At 61.8% G+C, this 15,976-nt stretch carries 14 protein-coding genes and 1 tRNA gene; 12 read left to right on the top strand and 3 right to left on the bottom strand.

Translation table 11 applies throughout. From position 1 onward, the window contains the following. The first annotated feature begins 84 nt into the window (after positions 1–84). The 4 genes from AS9A_RS00780 (at position 85) to AS9A_RS00765 (ending at position 4,842) form a co-directional block, all read left to right on the top strand. Positions 85–1,878, top strand: a complete 1,794-nt coding sequence (locus AS9A_RS00780) for a flavin-containing monooxygenase (RefSeq protein WP_013804970.1) — start codon at positions 85–87, stop codon at positions 1,876–1,878. A 102-nt stretch (positions 1,879–1,980) separates the two neighbouring features. Continuing rightward, a complete protein-coding gene (locus AS9A_RS24835) occupies positions 1,981–2,973 on the top strand; it encodes a 4Fe-4S domain-containing protein (protein ID WP_013804969.1) in 993 nt (330 codons plus the stop codon). Between the two features lie 119 nt (positions 2,974–3,092). Next, positions 3,093–3,971, top strand: coding sequence for an LLM class F420-dependent oxidoreductase (locus AS9A_RS00770; protein WP_013804968.1), 879 nt, complete (start codon positions 3,093–3,095; stop codon positions 3,969–3,971). A gap of 91 nt (positions 3,972–4,062) precedes the next feature. Continuing rightward, a complete protein-coding gene (locus AS9A_RS00765; protein WP_013804967.1) occupies positions 4,063–4,842 on the top strand; it encodes an SDR family NAD(P)-dependent oxidoreductase in 780 nt (259 codons plus the stop codon). 486 nt (positions 4,843–5,328) lie between these two features. Here the strand turns inward: AS9A_RS00765 and AS9A_RS00760 are convergent. Then, positions 5,329–5,414: transfer RNA gene (locus AS9A_RS00760), tRNA-Ser, on the bottom strand. Between the two features lie 46 nt (positions 5,415–5,460). Next, on the bottom strand, positions 5,461–5,940 hold the full coding sequence (locus tag AS9A_RS00755; protein ID WP_013804965.1) for a MarR family winged helix-turn-helix transcriptional regulator: 480 nt from the start codon (positions 5,938–5,940) through the stop codon (positions 5,461–5,463). 124 nt (positions 5,941–6,064) lie between these two features. Between AS9A_RS00755 and AS9A_RS00750 the strand changes: the two genes are divergently transcribed. Together AS9A_RS00750 and AS9A_RS00745 are read left to right on the top strand one after the other, a co-directional pair. After that, positions 6,065–7,063 (top strand): NAD(P)H-quinone oxidoreductase, encoded by a 999-nt coding sequence (locus AS9A_RS00750; RefSeq protein WP_041450762.1) that lies wholly within the window; start codon positions 6,065–6,067, stop codon positions 7,061–7,063. Positions 7,064–7,096: 33 nt separating this feature from the next. Beyond that, positions 7,097–7,657 carry a bacterial proteasome activator family protein gene (locus AS9A_RS00745; protein WP_041450761.1) on the top strand — a complete coding sequence of 187 codons (561 nt, stop codon included), beginning with the start codon at positions 7,097–7,099 and terminating at the stop codon, positions 7,655–7,657. Here the strand turns inward: AS9A_RS00745 and AS9A_RS00740 are convergent, their stop codons facing one another. Further along, the gene (locus AS9A_RS00740; RefSeq protein WP_049793625.1) at positions 7,658–9,022 is read right to left on the bottom strand and encodes a polysaccharide pyruvyl transferase family protein; all 1,365 of its coding nucleotides are present in this window, start codon (positions 9,020–9,022) and stop codon (positions 7,658–7,660) included. A 33-nt stretch (positions 9,023–9,055) separates the two neighbouring features. Here AS9A_RS00740 and wzm point away from each other — a divergent pair, with 33 nt between their 5' ends. From wzm to AS9A_RS00710, 6 genes are all read left to right on the top strand, one after another. Beyond that, a complete protein-coding gene (gene wzm / locus AS9A_RS00735; protein WP_013804961.1) occupies positions 9,056–9,964 on the top strand; it encodes a galactan export ABC transporter permease subunit Wzm/RfbD in 909 nt (302 codons plus the stop codon). A gap of 10 nt (positions 9,965–9,974) precedes the next feature. Beyond that, a complete protein-coding gene (gene wzt, locus AS9A_RS00730; protein ID WP_013804960.1) occupies positions 9,975–10,775 on the top strand; it encodes a galactan export ABC transporter ATP-binding subunit Wzt/RfbE in 801 nt (266 codons plus the stop codon). Further along, a complete protein-coding gene (gene glfT1, locus AS9A_RS00725; RefSeq protein WP_013804959.1) occupies positions 10,772–11,653 on the top strand; it encodes a galactofuranosyltransferase GlfT1 in 882 nt (293 codons plus the stop codon). Before wzt ends, glfT1 begins: the two co-directional genes overlap by 4 nt. A gap of 113 nt (positions 11,654–11,766) precedes the next feature. Further along, positions 11,767–12,705: an ATP-binding protein gene (locus AS9A_RS00720; RefSeq protein WP_013804958.1), complete on the top strand. Its 939-nt coding sequence runs from the start codon at positions 11,767–11,769 to the stop codon at positions 12,703–12,705. After that, positions 12,705–14,216, top strand: coding sequence for a VWA domain-containing protein (locus AS9A_RS00715; RefSeq protein WP_013804957.1), 1,512 nt, complete (start codon positions 12,705–12,707; stop codon positions 14,214–14,216). Before AS9A_RS00720 ends, AS9A_RS00715 begins: the two co-directional genes overlap by 1 nt. 312 nt (positions 14,217–14,528) lie before the next feature. Beyond that, positions 14,529–15,959, top strand: a complete 1,431-nt coding sequence (locus AS9A_RS00710) for a sodium/glutamate symporter (RefSeq protein WP_013804956.1) — start codon at positions 14,529–14,531, stop codon at positions 15,957–15,959. Positions 15,960–15,976: the final 17 nt, after the last annotated feature.

Here is a 15,976-nt window from a genome sequence, read left to right as displayed (position 1 = left end):
GATACAACCCGCACAGAGTTCGGCCAGTGTTTCAACCATAAGTCTGCACCAGATCCAGCATCGAAGACACCGAAGGAATCAACAATGGCTACCGACCGCATCGCTCGAGGCGCCGAACAGTGGGTACAGGATTTCGCGGCGGCCCTGGCGTCGCCCGATGGCACCGACCTCTCCGCGCTCTTTCTCGACGAGTCCTACTATCGCGACACAGGCGCGCTCACCTGGGATTTTCATCAGTACGAGGGACGCTCCGTCATCGAGGGTGTGCTCGGCTCCGTCACCGGTGACCTCGAACCGACGAACTTCCGCCTGGCCGAGCATTGGCCGGCTCCTCAGGTCGTCGACAACGGCGCGGGCCCGGCCGTGGAGATCTTCTTCGAGTTCGATACCCGGTCCGCGAAAGCGATCGCGTTGATGTACGGCGTGCCCGACGAGAACAGCCCGTACGGATTCCGAACACAGTCTCTGTATACCCGACTCGAAGGTATCCACGGCGTCGACACCCCCGCCGTACACCCGGCCGGCTACGGCTACACCCCCAGGCACACGGGCGAGAACTGGCTCGAACATCGCGAACGTCAGCGCGCGTTCGACGAACGTGAACTCGAGGTTCTGATCGTCGGAGCCGGACAAGCCGGACTGATGACGGCCGCGTACCTGCGTTACTTCGGAGTCAACGCACTGGTGATCGACAAGCACGACCGCGTCGGCGACAACTGGCGCAAGCGTTACAGTTCCCTGTTTCTGCACAACACGATCAACATGAATCACTTCCCGATGCTGCGGTTCCCGGAGCACTACCCCCAGTACCTCCCGAAAGACGTTCTCGGAGAATGGCTCGAGACCTACAGCCGTTACCTCGATCTCGACGTATGGACCTCGACAGACTTCGTTGGCGGAGAATACGACGAGGCCAACAAGTCATGGTCAGCGACGGTCGTCACGGCCAGCGGTGAGAAGCGAGTACTGCACCCGCGCCACATCGTCCTCGCAACGGGCGGAATCGGCGGCAAGCCGAACGTCCCGAACCTGCCAGGTCTCGATAAGTTTGCCGGCAAGGTCATGCATTCCTCCGAATTCCACGATTCGGACGAGTACCAGGGCAAGAGCGCCATCGTCATCGGGATGGGGTCAAGTGCACACGACATCGCCCGCGACCTGTGCAACCACGGCGCCAAAGTTACCATGGTCCAGCGCAGCCCAGTAGTGATCAACAGTGTCGAGATCGCCAACTCCGCGTACGCAGCGGGCTACGCAGACGGCGTCCCCATCGAGCTCGGCGACATCCGCTATGGCTTGGCGTTGATCAACTCTCTCCGGGTCGCGAGCTCGAAAATGGCACACCAAATAGGCAAGGAAGCAGACGCCGAACTGCACAGAGGTCTCGAAGCCGCAGGCGTCGTCCTCGGCGACGGACACGATAATTCGGGTTGGCTGGATCTGTTCCTGCGCACCGGCGGCGGCTATTACCTCAATGCCGGCGCCTCAGAGCTGATCATCTCCGGCGACATCAAGGTCATCCAGGCAGATCAAATCACCACATTCACCGAAGCCGGTGCACAACTGGCCGACGGAACGACACGTAACGCAGACCTCGTTCTACTGGCAACCGGTTACCAGAACCGCAAGGTCGAAGTTGCCGAGCAGTTCGGTCAGGAGGTCGCTGATCGCGTAGGAGATATCGCACGGCTCACCGACGAGGGTGAATGGGCCAACATGTGGAGTCAGACCGCGCAGCGTGGATTGTGGTTCAGCGGCGGCGGCATCCCACAGGTCCGCCCCGGCGCGCGCATTCTCGCCCTCCTCATCAAGGCCGACCTACTCGAACTGATTCCCGAGGCCTACCGACGCGACGCTCACTTACTGGCAAGCCAGTAACAGCCGCGGACACAGAAGTGATGGCGGGTGCGGCCTCGTCGAGGCACACCTGGACGAGGCCGCATCCGTCACCGCCTCTGCCCAACTCGCCACAGGAGAACGATGAAAATCACCGTAGACGAAGGGAAGTGCTGCGCAGGCGGCCAGTGCGTGCTCGACGCGCCCGATGTCTTCGACCAGCGCGCCGACGACGGCATAGTTGTTCGGCTCGACGACTCCCCCGGCGAAGATCAACGTGCTGCAGTCCAGGAAGTTATTCCGTACCGGAGCGACAGTCTGAAGCGGAGCCAGCGACCCACCCGTCGCATTCATCAAGTCAACCAACCGGTCTCGGCGCAAGTGAACCGTGAACTCAGCGACGTCTTCATCGAACCAATCGATTTCAGGTCACTCCATCGCAGCCTTGACAGAGACGCACATCACACACAACAGTTCGTTTATTGGTTAGCCCCATTCTTTATATGCACACGAACCGTGGGTTCGAAGCGTCGTGTCGGTAGCCACTTCGAGTGCGGAGGGGTGTACAGCCGGGCCATCCATCGGATGATCGGCGCGACGGCCGACTGTTGCCTGCGCCGCGAACCGGAAACCGATCTCAACGCCCCATGCCTTGTCGAACACCTTCCCCCCAACGAAAGAGAAGTCATGACGAACTCAGTGGTCACCGAAACTTTGAGCCCCCAGGACATCGTCCGTGCGGTCTACTCGGCTTTCAACTCCCTCGACCCTGACATTATCGAGGAGACTGCACGGACATACTTTGCGGACACGGTAGTTGTGCGAGAAGCCGAATCCTTGCCGTGGGGAGGGATCTACGAGGGCATCGAGACCGTCGCTGCCATGACGAAGGGCCTCGCATCCCCCGCCTCCCCCGTCGATGCAGCAAATCTGCACATCGACCACCTACACGTGGGCGCAACCAGCAGCGACAACACCACCCACGTGCTCGCGGCCGTCTCTTTTCCGTGGCGAGGTGCCGTGACCATCCCGATGAAAGCACTGGAATGGTTCACTGTGCGCGACGACAAGGTCGTCGAAATCCAGGTTTACCTGTGGGACACCGCAGCTGCGATATCAGCGTTGCCTGCAACCTGACGATCCCCCGGAGCCGGTGTCGACGCCGACTTTTCGGTTCGCGGACTGACACATGGTTGTAGCGGATGCCGCTCACGCTCCATGACAACGACGATTACGAGATCAATTAGGAGGCAGGTATGAAGCTCGGAGTATCCTTTCCCCAAGTCGAGCTGGCCGGGAGCGCCGCAGCGCTGTCGCAATTCACGACTGCAGCAGAAGATCTCGGGTACGACCATGTACTCATGTACGATCACGTCGTCGGTGCCGTTCACAGAGATCGCACGCCAGCTCTCCCAGAGCTGGCCTACACCGAGCACGACCCGTTCCACGATCCACTTGTCTCGTTCGCATACCTGGCCGCATTGACCACAAGAATTCGTCTCGTGACAGGGGTTCTCGTTCTCCCCCAGCGCCAGACGGTGCTGGTGGCACGACAAGTAGCCGATGTCTCGATTCTCTCAGGTGGGCGCCTCGCGTTGGGTGTCGGCGTTGGGCTGAACTACGTCGAATACGATGCCCTCGGCGAACAATTCAGTACGCGCGGTGCTCGATTGACCGAGCAAATCCCGTATCTGCGACGACTGTGGACCGAGGACGTCGTGACTTTCTCGGGAAAATTCGATCAGATCGACCGCGCCGCGTTGAATCCTAAGCCTCGCATGCAAATTCCCATCTATACCGGAGGCTGGTCGGAAGCCGCCTTCCAACGGGCGGTCGCGCTCGCCGACGGCTTCATCTTCGCGGGCGGCAACGACCACTCTCTCGCCGCATGGTCGCGAGTGCAGCAGTTGCTTCAGGAATCAGGCCGATCACCCTCCTCGTTCGCGTCTTACTTCAATCTGCACATCGATGAACACGGCCCCGATCGCCAGCGGACACTCGACACTATCTCTCGATTGAGTGACGCGGGCGCCACCCACATCACGGCCAGCACCTTCGGCCAAGGCTTCACCCACGTCGGCGAGCACGTCGACTATCTGGAGTGGTTGGCAACCCACGTCGACCAGGGGCCCTGACCATTGACTGATGCCCGCGTAGCCCGCCCTGGTTCTGCGCCGTGAGACGACATCGCACACCCAACATGCACAAGCAATCCAGGAGACACGTGTGAAAGAGCTTGCAGACAAGTCCATCATTGTCACCGGCGCCGGTTCAGGTATCGGCGAGGCCGCAGCAGTGCTCGCAGCCGAACGAGGGGCCCAGGTTACCCTCGCCGACATCGACGACGACGCCGGCCAATCCGTCCTCGACAGAATCCATCGAGACGGAGGAACCGCACAGTTCGTCCATGTGGACATCTCGATCACAGAGCACGTGCAGAACATGGTCGCCGCTGCAACATCCGCATACGGAAAACTCGACGGCGCCTTCAACAACGCAGGGCTGCCGGCATGGGGACAACGCCCGGGAAACACCTCGACACCGTTCGCAGACCTCACACCCGAGATGCTGCAGGGAACCCTCGACGTCAATGTGGTGGGTACCTTCTTGTGCATCAAACATCAGATCGAGGCGATGCTACGCACAGGGGGAGGCTCGATAGTCAATACCTCATCCGATGCAGGAATTCTGGCCATCGCCTCCGCCGGCGACTATGTGACGAGCAAACACGCGGTGATCGGCCTGACCAAGTCGGCGGCGCTTGACTACGCCACCCAGGGAATTCGGGTCAACGCACTCCTACCAGGAATCACCCTGACACCTATGATGGCAAAGTCCTTCGACAAGAACCCCGAATTGAGATCCTGGGCGGACAAAATGCAGCCCATCGGGCGCGTCGCACAACCGGCAGAAGTGGCGGAAGCTGCCTTGTGGCTGCTCTCGGACAGGGCATCGTTCGTGACCGGATCCTCCCTCGTCGTCGACGGAGGCTTCTCCATGGTGTAACGACCGCGCAAGCGTAGTATTTCACGAAAAGCGCTGCGAGCATGAGCACTCGCACCTGCGGCCGTCTGCGCCACACTGTCGTCGGGGCTCGCCGCGGGGAGCCAACAACTCGCATCGGAATCCGACTCACGTCCCGGGCACGGATAGCACCCACGTCCTCTCTCACCCGGCTAGCCACTCCGGCTGGTTATCAAGGTCGTGGAGCGGACCAACGTTTCGCGAATTGCGCCGCGGAACCTCCGCGACGCGACAGCATCCTTGGCCGTGTCTCCGCCCGTCAACCTATAGGCGCTGCAAAGAATGCTCGGCGCGGCGGCGCTTCGGCAATGAAACTGGACACCTACGTCGACCGTTTGACAACGATTGTGCGTCGGCGGAATGGCTCTGGAACAGGCAAGATCTGCCGCGATTGTGGCATTGGCACGAATATTCAACGCGTCGGCACAAATATGCCCTGACTTGCGGGTACAAGTCAGGGCATCCAAGCGGAAGCGGAGGGATTTGAACCCCCGGTCGCTGTTAACGACGCTCGCTTTCAAGGCGAGTGCATTCGGCCGCTCTGCCACGCTTCCACCGGAGATCCTAACGAACGGCCACCGGGATCCGCGAATCGGCTCGTCAACTACTTTGCTCGTGCAGGAATGAGTCGATTTTCTCGAAGACGTCGCTGAGGGCGTTGAGTTGCTTTTGATCGAGAAGGTCGATGAAATTCGCGCGGACGCTTTCTACATGACCAGGAGCGGATTCCCGGAGCGTGTCCAGCCCACGCGGCGTGATGCGCGCAATGACGCCCCGGCCGTCGTCCTCGCAGGACTCACGCACCACAAGACCTTGCCCTTCAAGGCGCCGCACCTGATGGGTCAACTTGCTCCGCGATGCGAGAATGCCCTCAGCCAGTTCGCTCATGCGCAGGGCATTCCTCGGCGCTTCTGAGAGCAGCACAAGGATCCGGTAATCGGCCAGCGTCAGCCCAGTGGCATCAGCGAGGTCCCTGTTCAGGACGGCCATCAGACGCTGACTGCCATCAATGAACGCTCTCCACGCCCGCTGTTCCTCGTCATTCAGCCACCGCACTTGTGTTGGCTGTACGGGGATCATATGCGGTCTCCCTTTGCTCCGGATTTCTGCGTACCGAGCCTAGCTAGGTTCGATGGTTACCAAAGGAAAATACTGCCACAATTTGGGAACAAGGCGGTGTACTGAGAACCGCTAGGCTCGAAGCATGCGTGCCATCACGATCTCAGAGCCCGGTGGACCCGACGTTATGCGCTGGTCCGAGGTGCCCGATGTTAAGCCCGGCCCTGGTGAAGTCCTCCTTCGCGTCGCAGCGACCGCCGTGAACCGTGCGGACTTACTGCAGCGTCAGGGCCACTACCCACCTCCCCCGGGAGCCAGCGACGTGCTGGGCCTCGAATGTTCCGGAGTCATCGCTGAGCTTGGCGAGGGCGTGCATGACTGGGAGGTCGGGGATGAGGTGTGTGCACTGCTCGCAGGGGGTGGCTACGCCGAGTACGTCGCTGTTCCGCACTCCCAGCTCCTGCCCGTGCCGACAGGCGTTGACCTGCGCGTAGCCGCGTGTCTACCAGAAGTGGCATGCACTGTGTGGTCGAACCTCGTGATGACAGCGGGAATGCACCGCGGCCAAACGGTGCTGATTCATGGCGGCGCGAGCGGTATCGGGACGCACGCCATCCAGGTGGCGCGTGCAATGAACGTCCGTGTCGCCGTGACGGCCGGATCAGCAGAGAAGCTCACCGTGTGTAAGGAGTTGGGGGCGGAATGTCTCATCAACTACCGTGAGCAGGATTTCGTTGCCGAAATCGCGGCCTTCACGAGTGACTTTGCCCGGCAGGGTGCAGATATCATTCTCGACATCATGGGGGCGAAGTATCTGGACCGGAATATCGATGCGCTAGGCAAAGACGGGAATCTCGTCATAATCGGACTCCAGGGGGGAGTGAAAGCGGAGCTGAACCTCGGCAAGATTTTGACGAAACGGGCACGAATCGCGGCGACAAGCCTGCGCGGACGCCCCGTCACCGGCCCGGGCTCCAAAGATGAAATCATCAAGGAAGTGGTTGCGCACGTGTGGCCCATGATCAGCAGCGGGCTCGTCCGGCCGATTGTGCATGACGAGGTGCCCATCGCTGAAGCCGCATCTGCCCACCAGATGCTCGATTCCGGCGCGGTTACCGGGAAAATCCTGCTCAGCGTCGCCTGACCATTAACAAGCACCACCCGCAAGAATAGGAACATGTCCTTGTCAGAGAACGATGACATCGAAGTGATCAGCACCGAGCCAGTAGAGGCCGAGGAGTCAACGGCGGCACAAAACGGGAAGCCGGAATCATCATCCACCGCGCTCACCGACCTCGTCGAGCAGCCGGCGAAGGTCATGCGGATCGGCACGATGATCAAGCAACTGCTTGAGGAAGTACGCGCTGCACCGCTTGATGAGGCGAGCCGCACCCGTCTGCGTGAAATTCACGAATCATCCATCCAGGAACTTCAGGATGGTCTCGCCCCAGAACTGCGAGACGAACTCACCCGGATCACTCTGCCGTTCGGCGAGGATGCCGTACCCAGTGACTCGGAGCTACGAATCGCGCAGGCGCAGCTGGTCGGATGGCTGGAGGGGGTCTTCCACGGCATCCAGACAGCACTTTTCGCTCAGCAAATGGCGGCGCGTGCGCAGCTCGAGCAGATGCGTCAGGGCGCCCTGCCCCCAGGAATGAGCCTCGGACATGCACATCACGACCCTGAGCACCCGGAGCATGGCGGACACTCCGCGACAGGCACCGGCCAATACCTGTAGCTAGTCCTGTCTCGCCAGCAGAGCTTTTCCTCGCTGGACTCCGGCGCGAAGCTTGCGCCGCACCTGCGGTGGTAACGCCTGTTTGACACGTACCCGCGCGGACTGGCGCGGGTACAACTGACCGGCAAGGCGTCGTTTGCGCGCCACCAGACTGTCCACGACTCCGGCGGCAAATCCGCCGCGCGACGGCCTGGCGGGAGCGTCGGTATCAGCGTTCAGCGGCAGAACTACCCATGGTGATCCTTCGTCGGTGAGCGAGCGGTGCTTGGTGTCGTAGTAGTCCTTGCGCCCGCTCAGCGCGACCCCCGACGCGCCTGCCGCTGCGGCGAGCAGGTGCGGATGGAAGCGAGTGCTGATCCATGTTTGCCCTGCCCGCGCTGGCAGCCCGTCACGCCACAGCACGGTGAACGGAACAAATACGGCCCCTTCTATTCGGTGCGCGATCTGGTCGTAGGCGACCCGGTCAGTACCCGGGATGCATTCAATGACGGCTACTTGATCGCCGGTCACACCCCATTCGTCGAGCAAACGAATGGCAAGGTCGGCGACGTCCCCGCCGGGCGCATCATCGGTGTTCGTCACTAGGTCGGACTGCAGACACAGGACGACGTCGCGTTGAGCGGCGTCACTCGTGCCGTCGTACACAGGCACCTCGCGACGCAGCTGTCGATCGGTTCCTGACTTCGGTGGCACAGCGAGCCACGCGTCATCTCCGGTCGCGGTGACACCGAGGAGTTCGGCGGATTCACGGTCCCGGACGTCGAAGACGTCGAAGTCACCCACGCTCGCACGGAGCTCGTCCGCACTGCCTGCCGGCATGAGTCCCTGACCGGTCGCGTATAGGCGGGCGCCGGACCGTCGCGCTGCTGCGCGTACAAGCCTCAACAAACCGAGATGGTGGGGCCACACCGAATTCAGGTAGCCACCGCCAAGCAGGTGGATGCTCGACGCCCTGGACAGCAGCCCGATCCCGTCTACGAGCAGGCACGCACGCCCCGGTTCCTCGATGACCCCGTCCAGCAACTCATGCGATTCTTCCTGCGGCCGGTCGCCTGCCTCCACAGCGAGGCGCCACGCGGTGTCCACGAACATCACATGCGGATGACAGCCGTTCAGCAGCACGGACGCCTGGCCCGGTGTGTGGCAGTCGAGCACGATGAGCGCGTGCGGCCGGGCCCGCGCCAAATATCGCAGCCAGGCCGCGGCGATGAATTCGTCACCGTAGTTTGGGTGCCCACTTGGAGCGATGAGGTAGACGACTTCACGGCCTTCGTCGGGCTGCAGCATGAGGACAACTTTGGCGATCTCTTTACCTTTAGGCAACTCGAAGGCTCCTTCCGAGTGTCCCCCGCGCGGCCCTTCCACGATTCCATCCCCCGGCGACTAGGCTTACCGTTCGTGCCCGACTCACCGACTGATCCCCAAGGCGGCGCTCAACAGCCGGATGCCGAACACGCGCACGCGTTGCAGGTCGAGGTTCACGAGATCACTGCGAACTCACGGACCTTTGCGCGGGCGTTCGGTGATCTTCGTACAGGCCTGTCACAGCGCGAACTGTGGCTTCAACTCGGGTGGCAGGACATCAAGCAGCGTTATCGGCGCTCCGTCATCGGCCCGTTCTGGATCACCATCGCTACCGGCGTCCAGGCCGTCGCGATGGGGTTGCTCTACTCGGTGCTTCTGGAGGTTGAGCTTCGGACATTCCTTCCACACGTCACCGTGGGACTCATCATCTGGACGATGATCCAGGGCGCGATCATCGACGGCGCGGAAGTGTTCATCAAAAACGAAGGCTTGATCAAGTTTCTGCCGTCCGCACTGAGTGTCCACGTGTATCGGCTGGCCTGGCGATTGTTCTTGCTCTTCGTTCACAACATCCTGATCTACGTCATCATGCTCGCGATTTTCCGGCCCTCGCTCGACTGGTCGAGCTTGCTCGCGATCCCCGGCCTCGTGCTGATCATGCTGAACGTGGTGTGGGTGACGATGTTCTTCGGAATTTTCGCCACCAGATACCGGGACATCCAGCCGATCCTCAACAGCATGACGCTGTTGCTCTTCTTCATGACTCCGATCGTGTGGACGACGGAGGGCCTGATCGCGCGTGGCGGCGAGGCTGCTGACCGCGCCCGTATTGTCGAGATCAATCCGCTGTACCACTACCTGGAGATAGTCCGTGCACCCATGCTGGGGAACTCCGTCGCGCTTTATCACTGGGGGATCGTCATCGCCTGCACTGTTGTCGGCTGGGTGCTGACAATCGTCGCGCTGCGCAACTACCGGGCCCGCGTGCCCTATTGGGTTTAGGAGGGGACCAGTGCCTGACGAAGTACGCATTGACACTGCGCATGCCTGCGTAGACTTTCCGATATTCGACGCGAAAACCCGGTCGCTGAAGAAGGCCTTCCTGGGTAAGGCGGGTGGTTCGATCGGCCGCACCAATTCGAACGTCGTGGTGGTGGAAGCACTCAGGGACGTCACCATGTCGCTGCGGGAAGGCGATCGGGTCGGCCTTGTCGGCCACAATGGTGCCGGTAAATCCACTTTGTTGCGATTGCTCGCCGGAATCTACGAACCCACCCGCGGCAAGGCGCGCATCCAGGGCCGCGTAGCTCCGATCTTCGACCTCGGTGTCGGCATGGACCCGGAAATTTCCGGCTACGAAAACATCATCATCCGCGGGTTGTTCCTCGGTATGACCCGCAAGCAGATGATGCAGCGGATGGATGACATCGCGGAATTCACTGAACTCGGTGACTACCTGGACATGCCGCTGCGCACCTATTCGACTGGCATGCGAGTCCGGGTCGCGATGGGTGTTGTCACCAGTATCGAGCCGGAGATCCTGCTGCTCGACGAGGGCATCGGGGCGGTGGACGCCGACTTCATGCGCAAGGCCCGCAAGAGGCTGCAGGAGCTGGTTTCCCGCTCCGGCATTCTCGTGTTCGCGAGCCACTCTGATGAGTTCCTGGCCCAGCTCTGCGACACTGCCATGTGGATCGACCACGGCACCGTGCGCGAACGCGGGATGATCAAAGATGTTCTCACCCACTACAAGGGACCCGAAGCCGCGAAGATAGTCGACAAGGTGCAGGCAGATATGGCGGCAGAGGAATGAAGATCATCGCAGTTGTGGTGACACATCGCCGACGTGAGCTCCTCACCGAATCTCTCGCGGTTGTGGCGGGCCAGAACCGTCCCGTCGACCACCTGATAGTCGTGGACAATGCCTCCGAGCCGGAGGTGAAGGAACTCGTCGAATCACAACCGGTACCGGCAACATACCTCGGTTCACAGCACAACCTGGGCGGCGCCGGCGGATTCGCGCTGGGTATGCTGCACGCCCTCGCGCTGGGTGCAGACTGGGTGTGGCTGGCCGACGATGACGGCCGGCCTGAGGGGCCGGAGGTTCTGCAGACCCTGCTGGACTGCGCTGAACGGTACGACCTCGCTGAGGTGTCCCCCGTGGTGTGCAACATCGGCGAACCAGACCGGCTGGCGTTCCCCCTTCGGCGCGGGGTCGTGTGGCGACGCTGGCGGCACGAGCTTGGCGACGAGGACTTCCTGCCGGGCATCGCGTCGCTGTTCAATGGGGCACTGTTCTCGTCCAAAGCGATCGAGGCGGTGGGCGTCCCGGATCTTCGCTTGTTCGTGCGGGGCGATGAAGTCGACGTCCACCGGCGACTGGTCCGCTCCGGCCTTCCATTCGGGACGTGCCTGCAGACGGCATATCTGCATCCCGACGGGTCAGACGAGTTCAAGCCGATTCTCGGCGGGCGCATGCACACTCAGTACCCCGACAACTCGGTGAAGCGGTACTACACCTACCGCAACCGGGGATATCTGCTCGCGCAGCCGGGCATGCGGAAACTTCTGTTCCAGGAATGGGTCCGGTTCAGCTGGTACTTCCTGGTGAACCAGCGTGACTTCACTGGCTGGAAGGAATGGAACCGGCTTCGCCGCCTGGGGCGCCGCGAGCAATTCCGTCGCGTGTAGCAGGTCCACTGACTTCGCGGGCTGATGTATCCCAAATCTGCCCGCAAGATGGCACATCCGCCCGCAAACCCTTCAGTTGGAATTGATAACTGTTTCCATTACTGTCGGCGGTTATGCGCGCGCACTTCCCCTTCACCGCGATTCTCGGGCAGACCGACCTCAAGAATTGCCTCCTATGGACCGCCATCGACCCCGCGATCGGTGGCGTTCTCGCCATGGGTGACCGCGGCACCGCCAAATCGACCACCGTCCGCGCGCTCGCAGACATGCTCCACGCGGCCGGAATCTCCGCGCCCGTCGTCGACCTCCCGCTTGGCGCCTCCGAAGACCGCTTACTCGGATCACTCGATGTTGACGCTGCGCTCGCACGTGGCGAGGTTCGCTTTCGCCCTGGACTACTCCAGGAGGCCCACCGCGGCTTCCTTTACATCGACGAGGTCAACCTGCTCGACGACTACCTCGTCGACCTTCTCCTCGACGTCGCGGCCTCCGGAGTCAACCGGGTGGAGCGTGACGGCCTCAGCCATCAGCACGAGGCCCAGTTCGTTCTTATTGGCTCCGGTAACCCCGAAGAAGGGGAGCTCCGCCCACAACTGGAAGACCGTTTCGGCCTGTCGACGCACGTCACCACGATTCGTGACGTCGGCGTACGCACCGAGATCGTCCGGCGACGGCTCGCGTTCGACGCTGACCCCGACTCCGTGCTGCACGCCTTCCACGACCAGCAGCAAGACCTAGCTGGGCGAGTCAGCCGTGCACGGAACTCACTGGACGACGTGACGATCCCACACAGAGTAAGTGAAGCCGCGGTCCAGCTATGCGTCGAATGTGGTGCCGTAGGTCATCGCGGGGAGATCGTGCTCGTGCGCACCGCGAGGGCCGCCGCGGCACTTCAGGGACGCGCTGAAGTCACCACGCGCGACATCCTGGCCGTCGCCGTGCCCGTACTGCGCCACCGCGTCGCACGTGAACCTTTCGAAAACCCCACTACTGCAAGCGCTCGCGTGCACAACATTGCCGTTCGCACAGTCGGCCTCCACAGCGCGGCCTGATGTGCATCGAACCCGATCCGCGGGAGCTGCTTTCAGCCTCTGATTGGGCACTATGTGAAACATGGCTGCGTGGTGGCGAATTCGGGCTCCTCCTCGTGGGCGACAACTGGGGCCGGGAGCAACTGTGGCGTGAACTCGCACTCGCAGCAAAGGGCAGCGGCACCATGCAACTCGTACCCGCTGCGGATCTCGTCGACACCGAGGGCGTTGCGCAATTTCCCATGCGGATACTCGCCGCCGCGCCCGACACTGAATCCGTCCCGCCCATCCTGTTACGGCGGGTGACCTGCATAATCGGAGTTCAAGCAAGTCCAGTTCGCAAACCAAAACGGATACCGCCGTCCCCAGACCTCACGCGCGCGGTCGTCGAAGCGCTCGAGGCCAACGGACTTCGCGACCACGGTCTTGACGTCACCGCCGGCCGATTCACCCACGCTGTTGCGCAGATGCGCGGCAGCGCAAAGGCAGGGCTCGAAGCCCTGTACCGCACGGTAATTGCGCCGCGGCTTCTCGGCCCAGCGGGAGCTGACCCCGACGGAAGCGTTGGGCGTTCGGATGCAGATGAAGATGCTGACCAGTCTGCCGGGCAACCACCCGAGGCGGACTCTGCTCCTGATCACGGTGACACTGCGACCGAAGGCAGTTCAGCGGACGCCAGCGAAACGGCCAACGTGACCGAAAGTCACGCGGACGAGGAAAGTGCAGCGGAACCCTCTGAGCTGCTCGAGGCGCCACCTACCTGCCAGCCTCCCGAGCAAGCGCGGTTACGCGGCCCCACCGTGCGCGCCTCAACCCGTCGTGGCCCCCAGGTCCACAGTGATCGTGGGCGGCCGGGCCGAGTCGTTTCCGTGGAACGAGCACAAGGCAAGGTCGCCATCCACCCCACCCTGGTGGCGGCTGCACGCCGTCACGCCGCAGGCCAGGGCGAACAGTACCGGGTGACGCGTGCTGACCTGCGCGGCATGCTCCGCACTGGACGCGCGAAGACCGTCACAATCGTGATCGTAGATCGGTCGGATTCAATGGGAATGTTGCGGATCCGCCAGGCAACGGCGATCGCCACCGACGCGCTCGAGCGCGCGTACCGCGACCGCTGCGACGTGGCAGTCATCAGTGCACGCGGGGCCAAAGCCCAGCTCGTGCTTCCTCCCACACGCGGACTCCTGCGCGCCCACAGAGTGATCACCAAGCTGCCTAGCGGTGGAGGCACCCCCCTGGCATCGGCCTTTCAACTGGCCAGAGTGGTCGCGGCGCCGTACCTTGCGCGGAGAAACGTGGCGGTCCGGGTCCTCGTTGTGACCGACGGCAGTGCGACCGTAAAACTCGACCCTGACGAAGCTGCGGGTGCCGTCGAACAAGCGGCTGAGCAACTGACCATGCTCGCGGCGGCGTTGCCTGTGGAGGTCCTGCCATTGACACACACTGGCAGGCGCGTCAGCGCAGAAGATTTGGCGTGGCTGGAGCGAGCTGGGGCCGCTTTCACGGTGGTTCGCACCGTGGGTGGTACTTGAGTCCAAAACTGAACGCGACGACACCCGAGGCGAGGGGCACGCCAGCTAGCCAGATGCTCCCAAGCCGATTAGTTCACTAATGAACACCCCTCAGTCATGACGTTGACGTCAGCAGGCGGCGACGACACACTCCCGGCCGAAGGTAGGACGATACGGACGCGGACGATCATTCAAGTCACATGCCCCCCGCTGGTGTCGTACCGTAACTCTTTTAAGACACTGCGCAGTTCGTTTCGAGAGAACCTTAGGGAAGACCGCATATCGCGGGTCCTGTCGGCAATGCCGCAGGCCGACTCGCGGGGAAGGATCCTCATGTCCGCGAACGTGATCGGCTTCGCCCTGCTCCTCATCGGCGTGTTTATGCTCCTGTCAAAGATCATTCGTGTGAAATGGCGGCTGGCACAGCGACTGTTCATTCCCAGTTCCATCATCGGCGGCGGCATCGCTTTGCTGCTCGGTCCAGACGTGTTCGGCCAGATCATGGGCCTATTCGGAGTTGATCGGTTCTCCGAATCCGGCCTCTTCACCGAGGCAGTACTCGATGTCTGGAGCGCACTTCCGGGGCTCCTCATCTCAGTGGTCTTCGCGGCACTGTTTCTTGGTCACCGCTTGCCGTCGATCAAAGAAGCATTCCATGTAGCTGGGCCACAGATCAGCTTCGGCATGGCGCTAGGCAGTGGGCAGTACGTGCTCGGTTTGCTGCTCGCGTTCCTCGTCCTGGGCCCACTTTTCGGGTTGCCGATCATCTCGGGAACACTGATTGAGATCGGTTTCGAAGGCGGTCACGGCACAGCGGCCGGAATGGCAGCTACGTTCGAAGAGTTCGGGTTCCCTGAAGGGCAGGACCTCGCCCTGGGCCTCGCGACGATTGGTATTTTGTCGGGCGTAATTGTGGGCATCATCCTCATCAACTGGGGTGTGCGAACGGGTAAAACGACGCAGATTACTGACCGGGACGATCTCACGGTCGCCGAGCAGGCCGGCCTCATCGAGAAGGAGGACCGTCGCCGCGCAGGTACGCTCACCGTTCAGCAGTCCTCGATCGAGCCCCTCACGCTGCATTTCGGTTTGATCGCGTGTGCCGTACTCATTGGCTGGATGATCCTTGAGAGCCTGCGGTGGATCGAACAGCAATTCTGGGCCGACAGTTTCGAACTATTCGCGTTCGTTCCGTTGTTCCCGATCGCGATGATCGGCGGAATCATCGTGCAGCTCTTAATTCAGTCATTCGACAAACACGAGATCGTCGACCAGCAGTTGGTCGAACGCATTCAGGGTTTCTCGCTGGACGTTCTGATCATCGCCGCGCTCGGCACCCTTTCGCTGCAAGCGATTGCGGCAAACATCGGCCCATTCCTGCTCCTCGCGATCACGGGCCTCCTCTGGGCGGTGTTCGCGTTCCTCGTCCTCGCGCGTCGCGTTATGCCTGACTACTGGTTTGAGCGTGGCCTCGCCGACATTGGCCAGTCACTCGGTGTGACGTCTACCGGGCTCATCCTGCTGAGGGTCGCCGACCCTGACCTCAAGACACCCGCCTATCCCGCTTTTGGCTACAAGCAGCTGGTACTCGAACCGTTCTTCGGTGGCGGTCTCATTACTGCCGGCTCAATACCCCTGATTATGAGCTTCGGCGCAGGCTGGTTCTTCGGCGGCATGCTCGCGCTGTTCATCGGTTCTATTGCCGCCGGTTTGCTCTACTTCGGTAAACGGAAACCCCTGCGGGTCGAGACCAAGACCAGCTGATTCCGCGGGGGCCACTT

The sequence above is a fragment of the Hoyosella subflava DQS3-9A1 genome (assembly GCF_000214175.1).
GTDB lineage: Bacteria > Actinomycetota > Actinomycetes > Mycobacteriales > Mycobacteriaceae > Hoyosella > Hoyosella subflava.
Note: the sequence above shows the minus strand (reverse complement) of the source record. Positions and strands in the feature narration are given on the sequence as shown.